This is a genomic window from Paenibacillus cellulositrophicus, assembly GCF_009363095.1.
GTDB classification, from domain to species: Bacteria; Bacillota; Bacilli; order Paenibacillales; family Paenibacillaceae; genus Paenibacillus_AQ; species Paenibacillus_AQ favisporus.
Genome location: NZ_CP045295.1, coordinates 4,785,312 through 4,807,391 on the forward strand (window position 1 = coordinate 4,785,312; position 22,080 = coordinate 4,807,391).

21 protein-coding genes and 1 riboswitch are annotated in these 22,080 nt (G+C 58.9%); of the genes, 16 read left to right on the forward strand and 5 right to left on the reverse strand.

Annotation, left to right across the window (positions count from 1 at the left end; translation table 11 throughout):
• Position 1: 1 nt before the first annotated feature.
• Positions 2-1,066 (forward strand): sulfate/molybdate ABC transporter ATP-binding protein, encoded by a 1,065-nt coding sequence (locus tag GCU45_RS21660; protein WP_076173434.1) that lies wholly within the window; start codon positions 2-4, stop codon positions 1,064-1,066.
• A 214-nt stretch (positions 1,067-1,280) separates the two neighbouring features.
• Positions 1,281-2,348, forward strand: coding sequence for a sulfate ABC transporter substrate-binding protein (locus tag GCU45_RS21665; protein WP_152403242.1), 1,068 nt, complete (start codon positions 1,281-1,283; stop codon positions 2,346-2,348).
• 129 nt (positions 2,349-2,477) lie between these two features.
• On the opposite strand, the gene GCU45_RS21670 is transcribed toward GCU45_RS21665, so the two are convergent.
• Positions 2,478-3,740, reverse strand: a complete 1,263-nt coding sequence (locus tag GCU45_RS21670) for an MFS transporter (RefSeq protein ID WP_152400428.1) — start codon at positions 3,738-3,740, stop codon at positions 2,478-2,480.
• A gap of 448 nt (positions 3,741-4,188) precedes the next feature.
• Between GCU45_RS21670 and GCU45_RS21675 the strand changes: the two genes are divergently transcribed.
• The 3 genes from GCU45_RS21675 to GCU45_RS21685 all read left to right on the forward strand — a co-directional run bounded on the left by GCU45_RS21675 (position 4,189) and on the right by GCU45_RS21685 (position 7,593).
• Positions 4,189-4,965, forward strand: a complete 777-nt coding sequence (locus GCU45_RS21675; RefSeq protein WP_152400430.1) for an MBL fold metallo-hydrolase — start codon at positions 4,189-4,191, stop codon at positions 4,963-4,965.
• A gap of 30 nt (positions 4,966-4,995) precedes the next feature.
• Positions 4,996-5,943 carry an AraC family transcriptional regulator gene (locus tag GCU45_RS21680; RefSeq protein WP_244364199.1) on the forward strand — a complete coding sequence of 316 codons (948 nt, stop codon included), beginning with the start codon at positions 4,996-4,998 and terminating at the stop codon, positions 5,941-5,943.
• Positions 5,944-6,084: 141 nt separating this feature from the next.
• Positions 6,085-7,593 (forward strand): alpha-glucosidase/alpha-galactosidase, encoded by a 1,509-nt coding sequence (locus GCU45_RS21685; RefSeq protein WP_152400432.1) that lies wholly within the window; start codon positions 6,085-6,087, stop codon positions 7,591-7,593.
• A 125-nt stretch (positions 7,594-7,718) separates the two neighbouring features.
• Here GCU45_RS21685 and GCU45_RS21690 read toward each other — a convergent pair whose 3' ends face one another.
• Positions 7,719-8,516, reverse strand: a complete 798-nt coding sequence (locus GCU45_RS21690; protein ID WP_076173429.1) for a Cof-type HAD-IIB family hydrolase — start codon at positions 8,514-8,516, stop codon at positions 7,719-7,721.
• A 345-nt stretch (positions 8,517-8,861) separates the two neighbouring features.
• Positions 8,862-9,764 carry a DMT family transporter gene (locus tag GCU45_RS21695; RefSeq protein WP_076173428.1) on the reverse strand — a complete coding sequence of 301 codons (903 nt, stop codon included), beginning with the start codon at positions 9,762-9,764 and terminating at the stop codon, positions 8,862-8,864.
• Positions 9,765-9,939: 175 nt separating this feature from the next.
• Between GCU45_RS21695 and GCU45_RS21700 the strand changes: the two genes are divergently transcribed.
• Entirely contained in the window at positions 9,940-10,200 is a 261-nt protein-coding gene (locus GCU45_RS21700) for a YqkE family protein (protein WP_105446012.1), read from the forward strand.
• 52 nt (positions 10,201-10,252) lie between these two features.
• Here GCU45_RS21700 and GCU45_RS21705 read toward each other — a convergent pair whose 3' ends face one another.
• A complete protein-coding gene (locus GCU45_RS21705; protein WP_152400434.1) occupies positions 10,253-10,717 on the reverse strand; it encodes a GNAT family N-acetyltransferase in 465 nt (154 codons plus the stop codon).
• A gap of 187 nt (positions 10,718-10,904) precedes the next feature.
• Complete coding sequence (locus tag GCU45_RS21710; RefSeq protein WP_152400435.1) at positions 10,905-11,906, reverse strand: lipoate--protein ligase; 1,002 nt, start codon at positions 11,904-11,906, stop codon at positions 10,905-10,907.
• 172 nt (positions 11,907-12,078) lie between these two features.
• Between GCU45_RS21710 and cobD the strand changes: the two genes are divergently transcribed.
• The 10 genes from cobD (at position 12,079) to cobS (ending at position 22,070) form a co-directional block, all read left to right on the forward strand.
• Positions 12,079-13,173 (forward strand): threonine-phosphate decarboxylase CobD, encoded by a 1,095-nt coding sequence (gene cobD, locus GCU45_RS21715; protein WP_152400438.1) that lies wholly within the window; start codon positions 12,079-12,081, stop codon positions 13,171-13,173.
• Positions 13,174-13,333: 160 nt separating this feature from the next.
• The gene (locus tag GCU45_RS21720) at positions 13,334-14,056 is read left to right on the forward strand and encodes an adenosylcobinamide amidohydrolase (RefSeq protein WP_152400440.1); all 723 of its coding nucleotides are present in this window, start codon (positions 13,334-13,336) and stop codon (positions 14,054-14,056) included.
• Entirely contained in the window at positions 14,053-15,024 is a 972-nt protein-coding gene (cbiB, locus tag GCU45_RS21725) for an adenosylcobinamide-phosphate synthase CbiB (protein ID WP_152400442.1), read from the forward strand. The genes GCU45_RS21720 and cbiB overlap by 4 nt, the downstream gene beginning before the upstream one ends.
• Complete coding sequence (locus GCU45_RS21730; protein ID WP_152400444.1) at positions 15,012-15,797, forward strand: histidine phosphatase family protein; 786 nt, start codon at positions 15,012-15,014, stop codon at positions 15,795-15,797. The genes cbiB and GCU45_RS21730 overlap by 13 nt, the downstream gene beginning before the upstream one ends.
• A 284-nt stretch (positions 15,798-16,081) precedes the next feature.
• Positions 16,082-16,299: riboswitch (cobalamin riboswitch) on the forward strand.
• A 351-nt stretch (positions 16,300-16,650) separates the two neighbouring features.
• The gene (locus tag GCU45_RS21735) at positions 16,651-17,664 is read left to right on the forward strand and encodes an ABC transporter substrate-binding protein (protein WP_152400446.1); all 1,014 of its coding nucleotides are present in this window, start codon (positions 16,651-16,653) and stop codon (positions 17,662-17,664) included.
• Positions 17,664-18,710, forward strand: coding sequence for a FecCD family ABC transporter permease (locus tag GCU45_RS21740; protein WP_076173418.1), 1,047 nt, complete (start codon positions 17,664-17,666; stop codon positions 18,708-18,710). The genes GCU45_RS21735 and GCU45_RS21740 overlap by 1 nt, the downstream gene beginning before the upstream one ends.
• Positions 18,707-19,486 (forward strand): ABC transporter ATP-binding protein, encoded by a 780-nt coding sequence (locus tag GCU45_RS21745; RefSeq protein WP_152400448.1) that lies wholly within the window; start codon positions 18,707-18,709, stop codon positions 19,484-19,486. The genes GCU45_RS21740 and GCU45_RS21745 overlap by 4 nt, the downstream gene beginning before the upstream one ends.
• Positions 19,487-19,579: 93 nt before the next feature.
• The gene (gene cobT / locus GCU45_RS21750; RefSeq protein WP_152400450.1) at positions 19,580-20,650 is read left to right on the forward strand and encodes a nicotinate-nucleotide--dimethylbenzimidazole phosphoribosyltransferase; all 1,071 of its coding nucleotides are present in this window, start codon (positions 19,580-19,582) and stop codon (positions 20,648-20,650) included.
• Positions 20,647-21,240 carry a bifunctional adenosylcobinamide kinase/adenosylcobinamide-phosphate guanylyltransferase gene (gene cobU, locus GCU45_RS21755; protein ID WP_152400452.1) on the forward strand — a complete coding sequence of 198 codons (594 nt, stop codon included), beginning with the start codon at positions 20,647-20,649 and terminating at the stop codon, positions 21,238-21,240. The genes cobT and cobU overlap by 4 nt, the downstream gene beginning before the upstream one ends.
• Complete coding sequence (gene cobS, locus GCU45_RS21760) at positions 21,237-22,070, forward strand: adenosylcobinamide-GDP ribazoletransferase (protein WP_152400454.1); 834 nt, start codon at positions 21,237-21,239, stop codon at positions 22,068-22,070. Before cobU ends, cobS begins: the two co-directional genes overlap by 4 nt.
• The last annotated feature ends 10 nt before the right edge of the window (positions 22,071-22,080 follow it).

The following is a 22,080-nucleotide window of genomic DNA, read 5'->3' on the forward strand; positions in this document are numbered from 1 at the left end:
TATGCATGTGGAAGTTCGCGGATTGAACAAGCATTTTGGTGATTTTCATGCCGTAAAGGATGTGCATTTTGGGATTGAAAAGGGCCACCTAATCGGTCTGCTCGGGCCGAGCGGCGGCGGCAAAACGTCGATTCTGCGGATGCTTGCGGGGCTGGAGACGCCGGACAGCGGGGAAATCCGCTTCCACGGAGAGCTGGTCAACGCGCTTCCGCCGCAGGAGCGGGGCATCGGGTTTGTGTTTCAGAACTACGCGCTGTTTAAGCATATGACGGTGTTCGACAATATTGCTTTTGGCTTGAAAGTGAAGAAAACGCCGAAGTCGCAGATCAAGGACCGGGTTATGGAGCTGGTCGAGCTGACCGGGCTGGCGGGTTTTGAGAAGCGTTATCCGCAGCAGCTCTCTGGCGGGCAGCGTCAGCGGGTCGCCTTTGCCCGGGCGCTCGCGCCGGAGCCGCAGCTGCTGCTGCTGGATGAGCCGTTTGCGGCGATCGACGCCAAGATCCGGCAGGAGCTCCGCTCCTGGCTGAGAGAGCTGATCGAGCGCGTGGGCATCACGTCGATCTTCGTGACGCATGACCAGGACGAGGCGATCGAGGTAGCCGACGAAATCATGATCATTAATCAGGGACGCCTGGAGCAAAAGGGCACCCCGTGGGATATTTACAAGGAGCCGAAGACGCCGTTCGTCGCGACCTTTATCGGGGAGTCCACTGTGGTGGAGAATGCGCGTGAGCTGAAAGGCTTCGAGGAAGCTGCCGGGGGCAGCGGCACCCGGGCGCTCATCCGGCCGGAGTACATTGAAGTCGGCGGGCCCGACGAATTCCGGGTGCTGTCCGCGACGGAGGAAGGCATCGTGCGCCATCTGCATTTCCGCGGGAGCGAGTGGATGGTGGAGGTCGAAGTCGGCAGCCACAAGCTGATGACGTACCGCTCGCTGGAGAAGGATACGCTGCAGCCGGGACAGCCGGTACGGGTGCTGGTGCACCGCGCGTACCTGTTCAACGACGAGCGCAGCTGGATCGAAGAAAACCGGCTTAAGGTCGACCCGATGCCGGTCATTATTTAAAGAGATCGGAGTATCGCTTATTTGAAATCTTATATTTGTCCTCGGAAAATACTTACTTTTAGCACGGATACTTCTGTAATTTAGAGATGACACAGCCATACCGCTTCTGTGAAGATCATCCGTATTACGATTCCAGCCTGCCCTCCGGCAGGCTGATGCGGCAAACACGGCAAGTTTCAGCCTAAAGGAGTGGCAGACGATGCGAAAGCAGACGATGCAAAATCACGATAGAAAGCCGGCACTCCGCCCGGGTCTTCTCGGCGCTCTGCTGCTGGCCTGCATTCTCGTCTTTACCGGCTGCAGCAAGGATGCGCCGGTGAATGGCTCCGTATCGGCAGCGGGCGGCGACGTCACCCTGGTGATCGGCGCGTACAGCGTGGCGAAGGATGCGATGGCCGACATCCTGCCGAAGTTTCAGCAGGAATGGAAGGAGAAGACCGGGCAGACGGTCAAATTCCAGGAGTCCTATGAGGCGTCGGGAACCCAGGCGCGGGCGATTGCCGGCGGCTTTGAGGCCGACGTCACGATGCTCGCGATGGAGGGGGACGTCGATAAGCTCGTCAGCGCGGGGCTCATCGATAAGGACTGGAAGACGAAACATCCGGACCAGGGCATGGTCACCCGCTCCATCGTCGTGCTGGGCACGCGGGAAGGGAACCCGCTGGGGATCAAGGATTTTCAGGACCTGACCAAGCCGGGGGTCAAAGTGCTGTACCCCAACCCGAAGACTTCGGGCGGGGCGCAGTGGGACATCAACGCCATTTACGGCGCAGGTCTGAAAGCTTCGGAGCAGCAGGGACACAAGGATCCGGCCGCGGCCAAAGCTTTCCTGGAGCAGGTCCACAAGAACGTGGAGTCGCTCGACAAGAGCGGCCGGGCGTCTATGGCGGCGTTCGAGTACGGCGTGGGCGACGTCATCGTCACGTACGAGAATGAGCTCCTGGCGCGCATCCAGCAGGGCGTCAAATACGACGTCGTCATTCCGGAGAACACGATCCTGATCGAGAATCCGGCCGCCGTCGTGGACGCTTTTGCCAAGAAGCACGGCACCACCAAGGTGGCCGAGGCGTTCGTGAAGTACCTGTGGAGCAAGGAAGCGCAGGAAATCTTCGCCGCACACGGCTTCCGCCCCGTCGACGACGAGGTGCTGAAGGCCAACGCGGCCAAGTACCCGGTGCCGAAAGGGCTGTTCGATATCAACTATCTCGGCGGCTGGGGTGAGGTGCGCAGCACGCTCTACTCCAAGCGGGGTGTGTGGTACCAGGTGCTGGCGGGGATTTGAGTGACAGGAGTCGGAGCAGTGTTTAAGCAGGTGACCGCTTGGCGGGGCCTGCTTTTTTGTGCTTGGCTGCAAGAATGGCCAGTAGGCGGACGAAAGTGCACTCCCCACCATGAAAAAAAAGCCCGGCCATCAGCCGGGCATTTCAACGTTCATCTCCTGCTGCTGGTGCCTGCGGCTGAGCGAAGGCAGGACGGCAAGGTAGTAGACGCTGACGATAAAGATGCTGGCCGCCAGGATCCAGTACAATGCGGTGACGGATACCAGGCCGGGGAAGGCGACGGCCAGAAATCCGAGCGCGATCGCCTGGCCGGTCGTGTTGAGCGGCTCGATCCAGGCGCTGACGCGGCCCATGCTTTGGGGCTCGACGAGCTCCGGCAGCCATCCGCCCAGCACGACGTTGATCGGAGCGAGGATCACACCGAGCAGCACCATCGTGCCCAAATACAGCTGAATGTTGTGGAAACCGCCGGCGACCAGCGTAATGATGCCGATGAGGAACAGTCCGGTGATCAGCACGCCCACTTTACCGATTTTTTTGATAAGCAGGGTGCTGATTGCGCTGCCCACAAGGTAGCCGATCCCAAGGAACACCATTACCAAAGGTGTGTATACCTCGTAGTGTTCCGGGCTGAGCTTGTATTTCATCGTAAAGAGGGGCAGGATCGAAAACACGCCGTTGACGATGCCGAAGAAGAAAAAGCCGAGAATAATCGCCAGCAGCAGGCGCGAACGGACGATGTATTGAAAGCCCATGCCGAAGTCGGCGGCGATGCTTTTCAGATTCAGGTCTTTCAAGCGTACTTTGCCGTTGGGCTGGGAGACATGCTGCGGGAAACGGCATGACATGAGAAGCAGGGCTGAGATGACGAAGCTGGCCATGTCGATCAGAATGGCGCCTTCAATGCCGAGGTAATAGTAAGCTGCCGAGCCGAGACTCATGCCAAAGAGCATGAATACGCCCGAGATGGACATGTTCAGGCTGGAGGCCTGCACGTACTGTTCGGGTTTCATGACCCCCTGGAGCAGGCTCATTTCGGCGGGTGCAAAAAACTTCGAGATGGCGCTGCGCAGAAATAGAAGGGCAAACGCGCCGACGATCCAGTTTTCATAAATCGCGAGCAGCAGGACCAGGGAGAGGACCGCGCGGATCCAGTCGCTGTTGACGGCGATACGTTTGCGGTCCAGTCTGTCGGCAAGCACGCCGACGAACAGGAACACGACCAGCGTCGGCAGAGAATACATTAGCTCGGCTAATGTGGCGTAGGCGGGCTGGTTGCTGAAGCGATCAACGAGATAAAAGGCGAAAGCCATGCTGCCAACCATCGAGCCAAGCTGGGACGCGAAGTTGGCCAAAAACATTTTAACAAATGTGGCATTGCGGAAAAGCTCCATGCGGGTGACCTCGTTTCTTTTAAATTTTACGGTACAAATATGGCGAACTTGGAGTGGTTGATGGACTTCACCCAGGCACCGGGCACCCGCATCATGCGGTTCATCCGATCATCTGTGTCCGGCTTGCGCCGGTCAGGGGCAGTTTTAACAGCGGTGCCTGATGCGTCCGTCGTTCGCAGCTTTGATCTCAGTGTACTCGAATTAGCGGCCGGCATAAATCGCCGCTGGTATGATTTTGCAGTCGGTCTCTAGACCGAGAACTCTCGGAAAGGCGAATATGGTATCATATTATAGATTGAACTCAAGTTTCGAATTGAACCCCCTGTTGTAACAGCTTATCCAAGCCCTTCAACATGAATTTCTTGAGTTCATTTTATATAGCTGTAACGAACCTGGAATATAACCACCACCCTACATACATAGGAAAAATAAGGAGATGACCGACGCAATGGACGCATTGATCTTTTTGGGAACCGGGGACGCGATGGGCGTCCCGCGCGTGTACTGCAGCTGCGAGGTGTGCGAGGAGGCCCGGACGACGGGGATGAACCGGCGCTTGCGTTCTTCCGTGCTCGTCCAGGGGCAGGGGGAGGCCGACGGCTTTATTATCGATTGCGGCCCGGATTGGCGCAGCCAGATGGAAGCGATCGGGCAGCGGGCGACGGCGCGGATGCTGGTGACGCATGCGCATTTTGACCATATCGGCGGGCTGCCGGAGTGGGCGGATGAATGCCGCTGGCGGCAGGCCAAAGGGGAGCTGTATGCCCCGCAGGAGGTGCTGGACCAAATTCAGCGGCAGTTTCCGTGGATACACCGGCAGCTTCAAATGATTCCCGCTGATGCTGGAATCGAGCTTGGCGGCTGGAACATCACCACGTGGAAGGTGACGCATGGGGCGAACGGTTATGCCTATGCATACCGGCTGGAGAAGCCGGGCTTCCGCTGGGTGTACTGCTCGGACTCGATCGGTCTGAACGAGGAGGAGAAAAGGCCGCTGCACGGCCTGGATCTGCTGGTGCTTGGGACGAGCTTTTTTCATGAGACGGCCCCTTATCCCACCCGGTCCGTGTACGATATGAAGGAAGCGGCAGAGCTGCTGCAAGAGGTGAAGCCGCTGCGAACGGTCTACACCCATATGTCGCATGATATCGACCTGAACCGGTCTTATCCGCTCCCTCCGCAGGTGACGCTAGCCGTGGCCGGGATGAAGGTTGAGCTGGGCTGACCGTTAAGGGAAAAAAGGAGGTTCGTATCCATGGCAAACGTCAGCGGATGGAATGGCAGCGAATTGGACGGATGGGAACCCGGCGGATTATTTCCCCAAAAGCTGATGCTGGCGGACTGCCGTCCGGAGGTGAGCGCCTACTATTTTAAAGAGTGGAACGGTTTTGACATGGCACTGCATACCCATGACTCCTCCGAAATCATGTATGTCATAGACGGGAACTGCTCAGTCGGGGTGAAGCCGTTTGGAGAAAACGAAGCGGTTGTGCATCTGACCAAGGGCGGCTTTATCCTGCTGGACGGAACCGTTCCCCATCGTCTGCTGGTGACGGGGCGCTGCCGGATGCTCAACATCGAATTCCGCTTTGTCGAGCGGGATGGGGTGCTGCCGTCGACGAAACAGCTGGCCGAGGGAGAGGAGGCGCTTGCGGCGCTGTTCCAGAACCCGGCTCCCTATGTCGTGCTTAGGGAATTTCATGACGTGCATCAGCTGCTGAAAAATCTTGTTCTGGAGCTGGACGCAGCCGAATCCGGACAGGAGCTGATGCCGCAGCTGATGCTCGCCGAGCTGCTGATCCGGATTGCCCGGCTGCATCAGGAATACGTGGAGGCCGGTCCCGATACGCAGAGTATGTACGTGCGGCAGTGCATCGAGTACCTGTATCAGAACTACGATCGCAGCATCCAGGTAAAAGACGCCGCCGAGCATGTCCGGCTTCACCCCGGGTATTTGCAGCGGGTATTCAAGCAGAAGACGGGCATGTCGATCATGGAATACCTGAACGCCTACCGAATGGACAAAACGGCGATGCTCCTGCGGCAGACGGAAATTCCTGTGGCGGATATCGCGGATTACGTGGGGATCGGCAGCCGCCAGTATCTGCATCTGATGTTCAAAAAGCATACCGGCCAGACGCCGGTCGAGTACCGGAAGGCTTCCCGGATCGCAGGGTACGTGGATTCCCGGGACGTGCAGTAATCCAAATCCAAAAAGTGAGAATTGTTGACACTTTTCCGGCAAAGAGGTCATGAATTTGATAACGTTTTCCCAGGAAGGGTTGCTACAATACCTGTATCAGGGTGAACCTGGCGACTATTCTTGAGGGAGGCGGTTTTTGCCGTGTCATTTAAAATTGCTTTTATCGGGGCGGGAAGCATTGGCTTTACCCGTGGACTGCTGCGCGACCTGTTGTCCGTTCCGGAATTTCATAACGTGGAAGTTGCTTTTACGGACATCAATCCGCACAACCTGGACATGGTAACCGAGCTGTGCCAGCGGGACATTCGGGAGAACGGGCTGGACATTAACATTCACGCGACGACGAACCGCCGCGAGGCGCTGAAGGATGCCAAATACGTTATCTGTACGATCCGCGTGGGCGGCTTGGAGGCGTTTGCGACGGATGTGGACATTCCGCTGAAATACGGCGTTGATCAATGCGTGGGCGACACGCTGTGCGCAGGCGGCATCATGTACGGACAGCGCGGCATTGCCGAGATGCTGAACATCTGCAGGGACATCCGCGAAATGGCGTCCAAGGACGTGCTGCTGCTGAACTACGCCAATCCGATGGCGATGCTCACGTGGGCCTGCAACAAATACGGCGGGGTCCGCACGGTCGGACTGTGCCATGGGGTGCAGGGCGGTCACTGGCAAATTGCGGAAGCTTTTGGCCTGAAGCAGGAGGAAGTGGATATCATTTGCGCGGGCATCAACCATCAGACGTGGTATATCCAGATCCGCCATAACGGAGAGGACTTGACCGGCAAGCTGCTGGAAGCGTTCGAGAAGCATCCGGATTTCAGCCGGACGGAGAAGGTACGGATCGACATGCTGCGCCGCTTCGGCTATTACAGCACGGAATCGAACGGACATCTCAGCGAGTATGTTCCGTGGTACCGCAAGCGGGCGGACGAAATCAACGACTGGATCGACCTCGGCAGCTGGATCAACGGGGAGACCGGAGGATACCTTCGCGTTTGCACGGAAGGGCGCAACTGGTTTGAGACCGATTTTCCCAACTGGATGAAGGAGAAGCCGTTCGAATACAAGCAGGACCAGCGCAGCCATGAGCACGGATCCTACATCATCGAAGGCTTGGAGACGGGACGGGTGTACCGGGGGCATTTCAACGTGGTCAACAACGGAGTGATCACCAATCTGCCGGATGACGCGATCATCGAGGCTCCGGGATACGTCGACCGCAACGGCATCTCCATGCCGGTGGTCGGGGATCTGCCGCTCGGACCGGCGGCGGTCTGCAATGCGAGCATTTCCGTGCAGCGGCTGGCGGTGGAAGCGGCCGTGCATGGCGACGACAAGCTGCTCCGCCAGGCGTTCATGATGGACCCGCTGGTTGGCGCGGTGTGCAACCCGAACGAAATTTGGCAGATGGTCGACGAAATGCTCGTGGCGCAGGAGCAGTGGCTGCCGCAATACGGGGATGCCATCGCCGAGGCGTCGGTACGGCTGGCTTCCGGCAACCTGATTCCGACCCGGGAAGGATACCGCGGCGCGGCACGCCTCAAGGTGAAGACCGTGGAGGAAATGCAGCAGGACCGGGAAGCCGCCAACAAAAACGCCGGCGAATCGGATAAAGGCAAGGACCGGGCCAAAGCGGTTCAGTAAACGGTAAACCAGCAGCCGGGAAATATCAGCCGGCAAACAAAAAGACAGCTTGGGAACTAGGATCGGTGATCCTGATTCGCGGCTGTCTTTTTTAAACCTTGCTTATCGCTAAATATTCGACCGAATTAAACGTTCAGCACAAACTTCTCGATCGCGGCCTTCACGCCTTCGTCGTTGTTGCTTAACGTTACGTAGTTCGCAATGTCCTTCAGCGCCGGGATGGCGTTGCCCATCGCAATGCCCAGGCCTGCCGCTTCCAGCATCTCATGATCGTTCCAGGAATCGCCGATGGCGATCGTCTCGGACATGTCGCAGCCAAAGTGGCTGGCGAGGAAGGTGAGGGCATGGCCTTTGGTGCCTTCGCGGTGCATGATTTCGAGGAAGTGCGGCTTCGATTTGGTGATGTGCACTTCGTCTCCCAGCAGGTCGCGCAGAATCGGGATCAGCTGATCCAGGTAGGCCGGATCGTCGATGATGAGCATCTTCGGCGTCTTCTGGGCGATCAGCTTTTCAAAATCCGGCTCGATATAGTAAGGCGTGCGGTTGAGTTCGCTGTAATCCTTCAGCTTCTGGTTCTCTTCGCGGGCATACAGCTTGTCGTCAATATAAACCTGCAGGTGAAGGTTATGCTCGATGCAGTATTGGAACAGCTTGTAGCCCGCATCCTTTGGCACGTAGCGCTCGTAAAGGACTTTTTCGTCCATCAGGTTTTTGACCAGTGCCCCTTGGTACGTAATGATCGGCACGTTCAACCCGGTTTGGCGGGCAATGGCTTGGGCAGAGGCATAGGCCCGGCCCGTGGCCAGCGTGACGACCACGTCTTTGGCGACCGCCTGCTCCAGCGCCTGCTGGGTGCCCGGGGTCACCTCTTTATCGTCGTTAATCAGAGTATCGTCGATGTCGATCGCGATCAATTTGTACATGGTTCTCTCTCCTTTAATCATGGCGAACCTTTCAGCCTTTAAATGCGCTGAACAGCTCGTCCATGTTCTCTCTACCGCAGGAAGGGTATTTATCTAAACGTTCCTGCACAGTATGGCTCTTATCTACATAATAGAATCTATCGTTTTCAGCGAAGCTGAAGCATTCTATTATCGCAAGAAAAGATTCCACTAAAAGCGGTCTGTCTTCTGTGGGTTACATCGATCATACTTCTCTTTAGAGATCAGAAAGTCCAACCTCTATTGGGAAAAGCATCTTGATCTCGCAAGAAAAGTTTCCACTGAAAGCGGTCTGTCTTCTGTGAAAGTACTTCGATCATACTTTTCTTATTGTACCTCACGCGGGGCAGATTTCAATTCCGCGAGGATCATTCCGGCAAAAATACAAATACATCCCAGTCCCGCCGCAGCGCCCAGCACCTCTCCGCCGAAGGTGACGCCCGTCAATGCCGCAAAGACCGGTTCCATGGCAAAAATAACGGCAACCCGCGACGGGTTCGTATATTTCTGGCACACGGTTTGAATCCAAAAGGCGAACGCGCTGGTCGGACCGATCGACACCAGGAGCGCCCAGATCACTTCCGGCTTCAGCAGACGATCCGCCACCTGCGTCAACGGGCCCACATCCTCAAATAACAACGAGGAGAGGAGGCTGAGCAGCCCGACGACTGCCATCTGCATCGCAGCCAGAGGCAGCGCGGAATAGCGAGGCGCAAACACGCCCGTATACGCCACATGCAGAGCGAACGCCACCGCGCACAGGAAGATGAGAAAGTCGCCTTTATTCAGCGTCAGAGCCGTGCCGGCGAAAGCCAGCAGGTACAAGCCGGCGGCGGCCAGCAGCGCGCTGATCCACGTATAGCGGGATATGGGGCTTTTCAGCAGCAGGAGCGCCAAAAACGGAACAAACACGACGGACAAACCCGTAATAAAACCGGCGTTTGAAGTGGTCGTGTACAGCAGTCCCACCGTTTGGAAGGCATAGCCCAGAAACAAAAAAAGGCCCAGCAGGCACGAGTGGAGCAGCATTTTGCCGGAAATGTCCCGCCACTGGCTGCGGTAGAAGAACGTAATGATCAGAGCCAGCAGCACAGCCGCACCCAAGAAGCGGATGCCGTTGAAGGCAAGGGGAGGCAGGACCCGGACCGCATGCTGCACGATCAAAAAGGTACATCCCCACATCATCGCCACGATGAGCAGGCTGAGGTCGGCAATACGGGAGCGGTTCAAATGAAGTCATTCCTTTCACGGTTCGTACGATCGGCCTGTGCAAAACAGGCAAGCGACCAAATTGTATCGTAAAACCCGAGGGAGAACAAGGATCAAAAAGGCGCTATGGGCGGCTTCAGGGCATGACGGAGCCTGGGAAACCTGCTATAATGTGGGTGGAAACGGAGATGATACGATGGCTAAGAAGAACCGAAACCAAGCCCCGAGCAAGCCGCAAGTCTCGGATAAACCGGCGACGCTGAAGGATCTCCTGAGCAGCGAGGTGCTGGATAAGCTGAAGCAGCAGTCCAACGAGCTGAAGGCGGAGCAGCAGAAGCAGAAGGAAGAGCAGGAGAGACAAGCGGCCGAAGCGCGCAAAGCGGAACAGAAGCGCCTGGATAACGATTTTGAACATCTGCTGGAGAACAGCAGCATGGACTGGCGTAAATATAAATGAGAAAATGATATCTATAAGAAAAGCTGCCGGTTAGCGGCAGCTTTTTGTGTGCTTATTTTTCACTGTCCATATTTAGCTTCTTTTCGAATAAGATGTAATCCTGCCCCGGACCGGCATAGTCTTTGGCCATCGTCAGCTTAAAGCCCATGCGGGTGTGAAATTTCATGGACGTTTCGTTCACAGCTGAGGTAATGCAGCGCACCGTGTCGCAGCCGAGCTGAAGGGCTTTTTCGAAAAACAGCTCATACAGCGTCCGGGCCGTACCCTGCTTGCGGTAATCCGGATGGACGCCGACAAAATGGATATACGCCTCGTTCTGATGCGTCTGGGACTGGAAACCGATCAGGAAGGCGACAAGCTTCCCACTCTCTTTTTCCTCCATCACAAAACTGGTATTTTGAAAGTGCTCGAAAAACAGCTTCGGCAGCAGATGCGTCATTTGGCGCCCGCCCCACCAGTCGTTGACGACCGGGATCACGCGGTCATAGTCGGTTTCCAAGATCGGCCTGATTTCCATCGAAAAACCTTACCTCCGTTCATGTGAGCCTGAGCGGTGAGGGAAAGACACCCGTCTGCAAGCTTTTGCAGCCGATTATACCATAGGATGAGAGGGTTCGAGCGATAAAAAAGAGAGGTCCATGGAATTCATGGTGCCTCTCTTTGCTGTATGTCACTACTACCATAAGGACGAATTCCGGGTCCGACTATTCTTCCAAGAAGATCAGACCGATCAGGTCATCTATCCCGATGTTGCCAAAATAGTGCTTCACGTCGATGTCCGCGAGGGCTTCCCGGACTTCGGACTCTTCGTAACGCTTGCCGCGCAGACGGTCCTCAATATCCGCCACATCGCCGACACCGAAAAAGTCACCGTAAATTTTGATTTCCTGAATCCGCGCGTCCTTGATGTCCATCCGGATGTCAATGATACCGACCGGGAACCGCTTCGTATGCTTGACGTTGGACTGCGGAGACTGCCCGTAATTCCATTCCCAGTTCTGATACCGGTCCTTGGAAATTTGGTTGATGATCTCCCAATCGGCTTCCGTCAGCTTGTACTGCGGCACTTCGTTTGGTTCCATGCCGAAAATGTAGCGGAGCAGCTCGGAGCGGAACTCCTCGATCGCCATCTTCTGGTTCATCAGCTCACTGATGTTAGCAACGCGGCTGCGTACGGACTTGGTGCTCTTCGACTTGAATTTCTCCGGATTGGCGTTCAGGGAAGCCTGAACATCGTCCAGATTCAGGTTGAACATGAGCGTGCCGTGGCTGAACATCCGGCCCCGGGTCGAGAATTGGGCGTTACCGGAAATCTTTTGCTCGCCGACCTGCAGGTCGTTGCGTCCACTCAGCTCCGCATTAACACCCATATGGTGCAGCGCGTCGATGACCGGCTGGGTAAACTTCAGGAAATTGTGGAACGATTCCCCGTCGTCCTTGGTGATGAAGCTGAAGTTGAGGTTGCCGAGGTCGTGGTACACCGCACCGCCGCCGGAGAGCCGGCGAACAACCTTGATATTGTGGTCTTTCACGTATTCCTGGTTGATCTCCTCGATCGTGTTCTGATGTTTACCGATGATGATCGAAGGACGGTTAATGTAAAACAGCAGGTAGCTGTCGTCCATGGGCAGATGTTTGAGGGCGAATTCTTCAATCGCCAGATTGACGGCAGGGTCGGTAATTCCCTGGTTATCGATAAACAGCATATTTGATTCCTCCGTTAAAAGGCCTTAATTAATTCAGTTCCTTGTCTATTGTAAACCAATTGCGGACAAGAAACAAAAGCGAAAACCGAATTGACGCGCACCGAAATTTGGCGTAATAATGGGGTCATTCGCAAGCGATGTAAGACAGAGAACTGCTGGGGGGAAAATACATATGCTGGAACGATACGGACATGGCGGGGATCTGGAGAGCGCTTCGGAACTGTACGGTGGCGATCCGGCGTCCTTTCTGGATTTCAGCGCCAACATCAATCCGCTGGGTCCGCCGGAAGGCGTCATGGCGAAGCTGGGACAGGCACTGCCTTCCATCCTTCGTTATCCGGATCCAGGACACCGCCGTTTGAAATCGCTGCTGTCCCGCAAACTGGGCGTGACGCCGGAACATTTAAGCATCGGCAACGGGGCAGCGGAATCGATGGCGCTCCTGCTGCTCGGGCTGGCACCGTCGAGGGTCGGGATCGTGCAGCCCTGCTTTTCGGAGTACGGGCAGCTGTCGGAGCAGTTCGGCGCCGAGGTGCATGCCGTCTTCGGCAGCCGGGTGCGCGACTGGAGAGCAGAGGTTTCGGACATTGCCGGACTGATGAAAAAGGTGGACCTGCTCTTTCTGGGGCAGCCGAACAATCCGAATGGTGTGCAGTATCCGCTCGAAGAGATTCGGGAATTGGCGGCGGAGGCGGAGCGGACGCGGACCTATTTTGTCGTCGATGAGGCGTTCATCGACTTCATCCCGGAAGGGCGGCGGATGACGCTGCTGCCGGAGCTGGAGCGGTTTCCGCGGACGATCCTGGTCCGCTCAATGACGAAGTTTTATGCCATTCCGGGGCTGCGGCTGGGCTATGCGGCCGCGCATCCGGACGTGATCCGGGCGATGACGGGCAAGCAGGTGACGTGGAGCGTCAACGGCTTGGCCCTGCTCGCCGGGGAATTTTGCCTGGAAGGCGGTGAGGCGCATGAGCGCGAGACGCTGGAGCTGATCGCCGCAGAGCGCGCCCGACTGAGGGCTGGTCTGCGGGATCTGGGCTGCCGCGTGAGCGGCGGCGAAGCCAACTTCCTGCTCGCGGAGCTGCCGGCACCGTGGAGTGCCGGGGAGCTGCAGCGCGAGCTCGGGCTTCGCGGCGTCCTGATCCGCAGCTGCGCCATGTACCCGGGCCTGGGGCCGGGACATGTCCGGTTTGCGGTGAAGGGAGCGGACGCCAACGCGTGGCTGCTGGCGGTGCTGGGCGATGTGCTCGCCAGCCGGGGGGATTGATCTGCACTGATCTGCACGAAAGGACAGGCTGTGCAGGCCCAAGACGCAGGGCTGGTACGGCTGCTATGCCGGTAGGCGTCGACGCGGGATGTGCACATCCTTTGCGGACCGGATTTTGGAGTCCGCATAAACACAAGATCGATATGGGGGATAAGAAGCGATGACGACACCATTTATGGACGGATTGCAGGATACGTACCGTTCCACCGTGTGGCCGGGGCTCGTGCTGACGCGGAAAGAGCGGCATTTGCTGCTTGAGGCGCCGGAGCTGCTGGACAGCCTCGGAAGCTCCATTCACGGAGGCGGCATGAGCAGGCTGCAGCGGGTGACCAATATATACGTGGACCGGACGTACGACTGCAGCGATCCGGTGCGCGATGCGGAGGAATGGCTCACGGCGTGGGGATACCCGCTGGATTCGACAGCGGGGCTGCTGACGGCGGTCCAGCTGCGCCATGCGGCGGTGCATGAGGAGAAGAACGAACAGGCCGCGGTGTTCTGCTGCACGACGGCGGGCATATCCAACGCGGCCCGCGCGGGCTCGGAGCGGCGGACGTTCGCGGCTTATACGCCGGGAACGATCAACATCATGCTGGCCATCGACGGCCAGTTGACGAAGGCGGCCATGCTGAACGCCGTCATGACGGCGGTGGAGGCCAAGGCCGCGGCGCTGGCCGACCTGGATGTGCGCGACCCGGACAATGGGCTGGTCGCCACGGGAACGACGACGGACGCCGTCGTTCTCGGCGTCAGCCAAAGCGCCGCTTACGCCGGGCTGCACCGCTATGCGGGCACCGCGACCGACCTCGGCGCGATGATCGGCCGCGCGGTGTACACCACGGTGAAGGAAGGCCTGCTGGCGGCCTGGAGCGAGCGGAAATGACCGCAATATGGATCCTTGCCGCGGCTTTTATCATCGATTGGATCATCGGCGATCCAAGGTGGATTCCCCATCCGGTCATCGGCATGGGCAAGGCGATTAAAAAGGTGGAGAACGCCATTCGGGCAAGGGTCACCCGCCCGGCAGGACTCAAGAGAGCGGGAATTCTGCTCCCGGTCATCGTGGCGGGCGGCTCTATGCTGCTGACATGGTTTGTTCTCTGGGGGCTGCATCTGGTGCATCCGTGGCTGGCCTGGGCAATGGAGGCGGTGCTCATCGCCACGACGATCGCCGTCAAGGGCCTGAAGGATGCCGGCAAGGAAGTGCTTGGCCATCTGCGGCGAGGCGATCTGCCCGAGGCGCGCAAGTCGCTCGGCATGATCGTCGGCCGGGACACGGCCCATCTGGACGAGCCGGAGATCGTCCGCGGCACGGTCGAAACGGTGGCGGAAAATATCGTCGACGCCGTCGTTTCGCCGCTGTTCTACGCCATCATCGGCGGCGCGCCGCTGGCGTTGGCCTACCGGGCGGTGAACACGCTCGATTCCATGGTCGGCTACAAGAACGACAAATATTTGCATCTTGGCTGGGCGTCGGCGAGGCTGGATGACATCGCCAACTTCATTCCCGCCCGGATCACCGCGGGCATCCTGGTGCTGTCCGCCTGGCTGCTGCGTCTGGACGCCGCCAGAGCCTGGCGCACCGTGCGCCGGGACGCGCGCCGTCATCCGAGCCCGAACAGCGGCTTCCCCGAATCCGCGGTGGCGGGCGCGCTCGGCATCCGGCTCGGCGGCGAGAACGTGTACCACGGCGTCGTCTCGTTCCGGGCTTACATGGGCGAGGCGCTGCGCCCGATGGAGGCGCGCGACATCACGATGACGATCCGGCTGCTTATCACAGTATCGGTCATCTTTATTCTGCTGGGCATCGCCGTGCTGTGGGCGGCAGGGGGCAGCTTATGGACGTCCTAGTGAAACAGGACGATCTTGTGTTGGTCCGGCACGGCACGACGCCGTGGAACCGGGAGAAGCGTTACCTCGGGCATACGGATATCCCGCTGGATCGGGGCGGTAGGGACGAGCTTGCGCCGCTGGCCCGGGAGCTGGCCGGGAAGGCGTTCCACGGCGTATTTTGCAGCGACCTGGCCCGATGCCAGGAGACACTGGCGATCATCAGTCCGGCGCACGCAGATACAGCGATGTATGACCCACGGCTGCGGGAAATGGACTTTGGCGCCTGGGAAGGGCATACCTATGAGCAGCTGCAGCATGAGCCCCTATACCGCCAGTGGATCGATTCGCCGCAGCAGGTGACCCCGCCGGGCGGGGAGTCATGGGCGGATTTTGCCGGGAGGATCGACGGGTTTGTCGGCAGCTTGTTGAAGGACGTGGAAGAGGCATGCAGCAGACCGGCAGAGGCCCAGACCGGCGGCGGGTCGGAACTTTCCCGATTGCAAAGGATCGAGACCGGTAAGGCGGCACTGCCCGGATCGAAAGGAATCGGTGACAGGAAGGAGGCTCTTTCCCGATCGCAAGGACCGGAAGACACCGGCCCCGAATCTCAGGTTCCGCCGAAAATGCTGATCGTCGCCCATGGCGGCGTCTTGCGGCAGCTCGCTGTCAGCTTCGTCCCGGGGCTGTCCTTCTGGGACGTTCACGTTCAGCCCGGGAGTTTGCTGCGGATCCGGCTGAGCTTCACTGAAGAAACCGGCGGTTGGGACGGCATGCTGGTGAATGAAGCTTGAGAGAGGATGCGAGCGAGGTAATGGTCGTCATCGACTGGTCCGAGCTTTTCTGCACTCCGGCAATGGGAAGCGGCGAAAGGGCTAAGGCCGCCGGCATACAAGGACGAGCTTCCCGAATCGTCCGTTCCCCCGGGTTTGGCCATGCTCGCGGGCCCGCGTCCGGACATGCTCCCGGGCACGTGACCGGGCATGCACCCCGGCGCGTGGGTGGACACAAAAATTCCATTGTCACCCGCAGGCTTTTCCCCTATAATCAGGACAAAAGAAGCATGGCCAGGATAATTGAATAGGAGTGCTTGTGAGGTCCCGGAAGCTGTCTGCCGTATAAGGCGAGCGTTGATCCGGGTGAAAAGGGAAGCCGGTGCAACTCCGGCACGGTCCCGCCACTGTAAACAGGTATGTCCCCAGGAAGCCACTGTTCCGCCGCTACACGGGATGGGAAGGCGGGGACGATTTTACCCAGCCTGTAAGTCAGGAGACCTGCCTCACGAGAGGAAATGACGGTCCTTCGAGGAAAGGATTACGTTTCACGTGCCCTTCATAACGCATGTTCGCCGCGGCTCAAGCAAGCATTGGCTTGAACTCTTGGCCTCGCAGCATGCCACAAGGCACACCGGTCCATCGCGGCGATGCCGCGGGATGTTCCGTGCAGACGTAATCCCTGATTCTTGATCGAACAAGAGTCAGGGTTTTTTAGTTGACAAAGAATGGAGGGCAGACGCCATACACCTGCTCATGGTGAGCAGCGGCGCTGCAACTCTAGTATTTCCGTCAGGTTTATTCCGTTTTCGTATACCGGTCAGGCCTCTTTTGTGAAAATTATTCGATAGACAAAGAGGGAGAGAACGAAATCATGAACGTAACGTTGAAACGCTGGTCCACAGGCCTTGCGGCGCTGCTGCTTGCCTTATCGCTGAGCGCCTGCGGCGCCAAGAATGAAGACAGCTCCGCCTCGCAGCAGCCTGCTGCCCAAACGGAGCAAAACACGGATAAAAGTGCGTCGCAGACAAAGACAGACGAACTGAAAACAACCTATCCGCTGACCATTCAGGATGCGACGGGAGAGTCCTTTACTTTCAAGGAAGCACCGAAGCATATCATCTCGGTATCTCCGGCGGAAACGGAGGCGCTCTTTGCGATCGGACTGGACAGCGAGATCGTCGGGGTGTCCGATTATGACGATTATCCGGAAGCAGCCAAGTCCAAGGCGAAAATGGGCGGCATTACTAAACCGAACGAGGAAGCGATCATTGCGGCCCAGCCGGACATCGTATTCACGGGCATTTCGATGAGCGAGGAAGCGGTAAAGAAGCTGCGCGACCTCGGCATTCAAATTTTCAAGACCGATCCGAAAACAGTCGATGACGTCATCAAAAATATCGAAACCTACGGCCTCATCACCGACCATCAGGCGGAAGCCAAAGCGGTGGTCGACAAGATGAAACAGGAGGAAAATGAGGTTACCGAAGCAGTCAAATCGCTGACGCCGGAGCAGAAGAAAAAGGTATACATCGAATTTTCTCCGGGCTGGACGGTCGGCAAGGGGGAGTTCATGGATGAGCTGATCACCCTGGCCGGCGGTGTGAACGTGGCGGCGGACACCGAGGGCTGGAGTGAAATCAGCGAAGAGAAAATCATCAAGGACAATCCGGACGTGATTTTGTATGCCAACAGCGTCATCGACGAGAAGACGAAGAAGAGCCTTGGCGACATCATTAAAGGCCGCAGCGGCTGGGACCAGATTACAGCCGTGAAGAACGATGCGGTCATCGGTCTTGACGACAATCTGCTGAGCCGTCCGGGCCCGCGCGTCACGCAGGGCTTGAAGGAAGTGGCGAAAGCCATTTATCCGGACCTGTTTAAGTAATGAGCAAAAAGCTGGCAGGCTATGGAGGAATCGGCATCGTCCTGCTCGTCCTGACCCTGCTGATCTGTCTGGGGATCGGCTCGGTCGCGCTGCCGATCCGGGACATCGCCCTCATTCTGCTGCACCGGATTCCATGGATCGGGAGCCATATCGACCCGACGTGGAACGCATCGTTTGAGCAGATTATCGTGAAGGTGCGGCTGCCGCGTATTCTGCTGGGCATGCTGGTCGGCGCGGCTCTGGCCGTGGCCGGCTCGGGGTTTCAGGGCGTGCTGCGAAATCCGCTCGCCGATCCGTTTACGCTCGGGGTTTCCTCGGGGTCTGCGGTAGGCGCATCGTTCCTGATCTTTTTCGGGCTGCAGTATTCGTTTTTCGGCGGCTGGACGCTGCCTGCGGTCGCTTTCGTGACCGGAATGCTGACGCTATGGATGGTTATCGCGTTGGCCAGGGAGAGTGGAAAAATTCCGACGAACAGCCTGATTCTGTCAGGCGTGGTGATGCAGTCCTTTCTCGGAGCGGTCGTATCCTTCCTTTCGGCGATGTCGAACCGGACGATCAATGAAATTATATATTGGACAATGGGCAGCCTCAGCCTGCGTGGATGGTCGTATACGGCCATCCTTTTGCCGTATTTTCTGGTGGGATTTGCGGTGGTCTGGAGCCGGGCCCGGGCGCTGAATCTATTGTCCTTAGGTGAGCGGCAGGCGGCCCATATGGGGATGAACGTGGACCGGGTGAAGCTGGGGGTGCTGCTCGTCAGCACGCTGCTCACGGCTGCCGCGGTATCGGTTGCGGGCATTATCGGGTTCGTCGGTCTCGTCATTCCACATGTGATCCGGCTGATCACGGGTCCTGATTACCGGCTGATCGTGCCGCTGTCGGCCATCGGCGGGGCTGTTTTTATGGTCTGGGCCGACACGATCGCCCGCTCCCTGCTGGCGCCGACCGAGATTCCGCTCGGGGTGGTGACTGCCTTCGTAGGCGCTCCGTTTTTTGCCTATTTGCTGTACCGGAACAAAAAGCAGCGGAAGGGGAGATGGACATGATCGAGATCAGGGAAGCAGGGAAGCAGTATGGCGGCATCACAGCTCTCCATGGCCTCAACTGGTCGGTCCAGGAAGGCGAATGGTGGGGGATTATCGGGCCGAACGGCAGCGGTAAGTCGACGCTGCTGCAGCTGGTCTCCGGCGTGGAGAAGGCCAGCAGCGGCGAGGTGCTGATTCACGGCAAACCAGCCTCTGCCTATAACCGGAAAATCCTTTCCCGCATGATGGCCGTTCTCCAGCAGGACGGCCTTCCTCCTGTCCATTATCCGGTCAGGGAAGTGCTGGAGATGGGACGTTACCCGTACCAGGATTGGCTCGGCCGGGACGAGGGCGGCGATCCTGACGCCTTGATCGAGAGCATTATGGAGAAGCTGCAGCTGCACGAACTTGCCGACCGCCCCTTGGATGAGCTGAGCGGCGGGCAGCGCCAGCGCGTCGCCCTTGGCAAAGTGATGGCGCAGGAGCCGCAGATTCTGCTGCTTGACGAGCCGACAACGTATCTGGACATCCGATACCAGCACCAGTTCATGGAGCTGGTGGCGCAGTGGCGAAAGGAAGAAGGCATCACGGTCGTCGCAGTCCTGCATGATTTGAACCTGGCGGCGCAGTTTTGTGATAAACTGCTGGTATTAAGGGACGGGCAGGCGGTCGGAATGGGGACGCCGGAAGACATGCTTACCGAGGAAACGATCCGTCTGGTGTACGGCATTGAGCCGGTCATCGTTCCCCATCCGGTCAGCGGTATTCCGCAGGTGCTGGTGACCAGGCAGCGGTAGGATTAAAGCAGCCCGGAGACGAGTGCGGAAAGTAGGCGGGCCGTGAGTTGATCGGTTTGAAGGCAGTTTTACGAGAGAGGGAGTAGATGCAAGATGAACGAACTTTTGAAGCAGTACGTGGAGCGGATTCAGCCCCTGGATGAGACCGCATCGAAGGAGGCGGCAGCCCATATCGCCAACCTGACGGTGCCGCCGGGCAGCCTCGGCAAGCTGGAGTCGCTGGCAATCCGCCTGGCCGGCATAACCGGCGAGACGAAGCCGCTGTTCGAGCGCAAAGAGGTTATCATCATGGCCGCGGATCATGGGGTGTGCGAGGAAGGCGTCAGCGCCTTCCCGCAGGAAGTGACGCCGCAGATGATCCTTAACTTTCTATCCGGAGGTGCGGCGGTCAACGTGCTGTCGCGGCTGGCCGGCGCGGACATCGTCTGCGTCGACATCGGAGTGAAGAGCGACCTGGCCCATCCGCAGCTGGTCTCCCGCAAGGTGCGGTACGGGACGGCCAATATGGCCAAGGGACCGGCGATGACCCGCGAGGAAGCGGAGCAGTCGATCCTGACCGGCCTCGCCGTCGTCGAGGAAGCGGTGGCGCAAGGCGTCCGCATCTTCGTTACCGGCGAAATGGGCATCGGCAACACGACGGCCAGCTCGGCCGTCATGTGCGCGCTGACCGGCACGCCGGTCAAGGAGGCGGCCGGACGCGGGACAGGCCTGACCAACGAGCGCCTGCTTCATAAGATCGGCGTCATCGAGAAGGCGCTCGCCGTCAACGCGCCGGACGCGGCCGACCCGATCGATGTGCTCGCCAAGGTCGGCGGGCTTGAAATCGGCGGCCTGGCCGGCGTCATCCTCGGCGCCGCCGCCCATCGATGTCCCGTGGTCATCGACGGATTTATTTCCAGCGCCGCCGCTCTGCTTGCGCGGGCCATCTGTCCGCTGGCCGCGGAATACATGATCGCGTCCCACGCCTCGCATGAGCAGGGGCACCGCCTGCTGCTGCAGGAGCTCGGGCTGGCTCCGATGCTCGATCTGGACATGCGCATCGGCGAAGGCACCGGCGGCGTGCTCGGCCTGACGCTGGTGGACGCGGCGTGCCGCATCGTGCGCGAGATGGCCACCTTCGAAAGCGCCGGCATCTCCGGCGGCGAGGCGGTGACGTCCGAGTGAGCGTACTCGTAACGGGCGGCGCCCGCAGCGGCAAGAGCTCCTTTGCGGAGCGCTGGATGATGGCCCACGCCGGGCAGGCGGTGTACGTGGCGACGGCGCAGGCCTTCGACCGTGAGATGGAGGAGCGGATCGCCCTCCATCGGCAGCAGCGCACCGAAGCGGCGTATCCCTGGGAGACCCGGGAGGAGCCGCTGCGGCTGGTGGAGCTGCTGCAGGCGCTGCGCACCGGGCAGGCTGATCCTGCTGGCGCAGCTTCATCCGCGGAAGATCGCGCGCCGGCCGTGCTGGTGGACTGCCTGACCTTGTGGCTGTCCAATACGCTTCTGGCCCTGGAGGGCGAGGAGGATATGGAACCGCGCCTCATGGAAGCCATCAACCAGCTCGTGGAGCAGATTCAGGCGTATCCCGCTCCGCTGGTGCTGGTCACCAATGAGGTCGGTGACGGCATCGTGCCGGAATACCGGCTGGGCCGGGTGTTCCGCGATTACGCGGGCATCTTGAACCGCAAGGTAGCGGCCGTCAGCGACCAGGTATTTCTGGTGACGGTCGGCATTCCGATCGAGCTTAAGAGCAGGGAGTATCACCTATGAAAATGAACGTTCAGGCGGCTGCGGCCGCTTTTCAATTTCTGACCCGTTTTCCGGTCAAGATGACTCTGGATTATACGCCAGAGCTGTTTCGGCGGAGTACGCGCTTCTATCCGCTGGTCGGGCTGGCGGTCGGCTTGACCGTCTGGATCGGCGGAGCGGCCGCTTCGTATCTGCTCCCGCCGCTTCCTGCCGCCGTGCTCATGCTGATCCTGTGGGTCGGCCTGACCGGAGGCCTGCATCTCGACGGCTGGATGGACACGGCGGACGGCCTGCTCAGCTACCGCTCGCGGGAGCGGATGCTGGAGATCATGAAGGACAGCCGGGTCGGAGCCATGGGCGTCATGGCCTGCGTGGTGCTCCTGCTGCTGAAGGCATCGCTGATTTACTCGCTGCTGCTCGGCGGCCTCCCGCCGCTGCTTCTGCTGCTGCCGCCTGTGTGGAGCCGCTGGTTCATGGTCCATGCGATGGCCTCCTGGCCGATGGCGCGGGGCAAAGAGGGACTGGCGGGCAGTTATTTCAACGGCATGACCCGGAAGCAGAGCATGGAGGCCTTCCTGCTGGCGGCAGGGCTCACCCTGATCGCGGCGCTGCTGTCTCCGCTGCTTCCCTACGGACCTGCCGGGATCTGGAATTATAGAGGCATCACCTGGCTTCATGCCGGATTAGCCTGGCTGCTGCTTCCTTTGGCGGCATGGGCTGCCGGATGGTGGGCAGGGCGGCGGATGAACGCCAAGCTCGGCGGCTTAACGGGCGACACCTACGGCGCGCTGAACGAGGGCATTGAGACTGTGCTTCTGCTCGTGCTGACCATACTCATCTACCGTTTTTGACTAGGAGGCA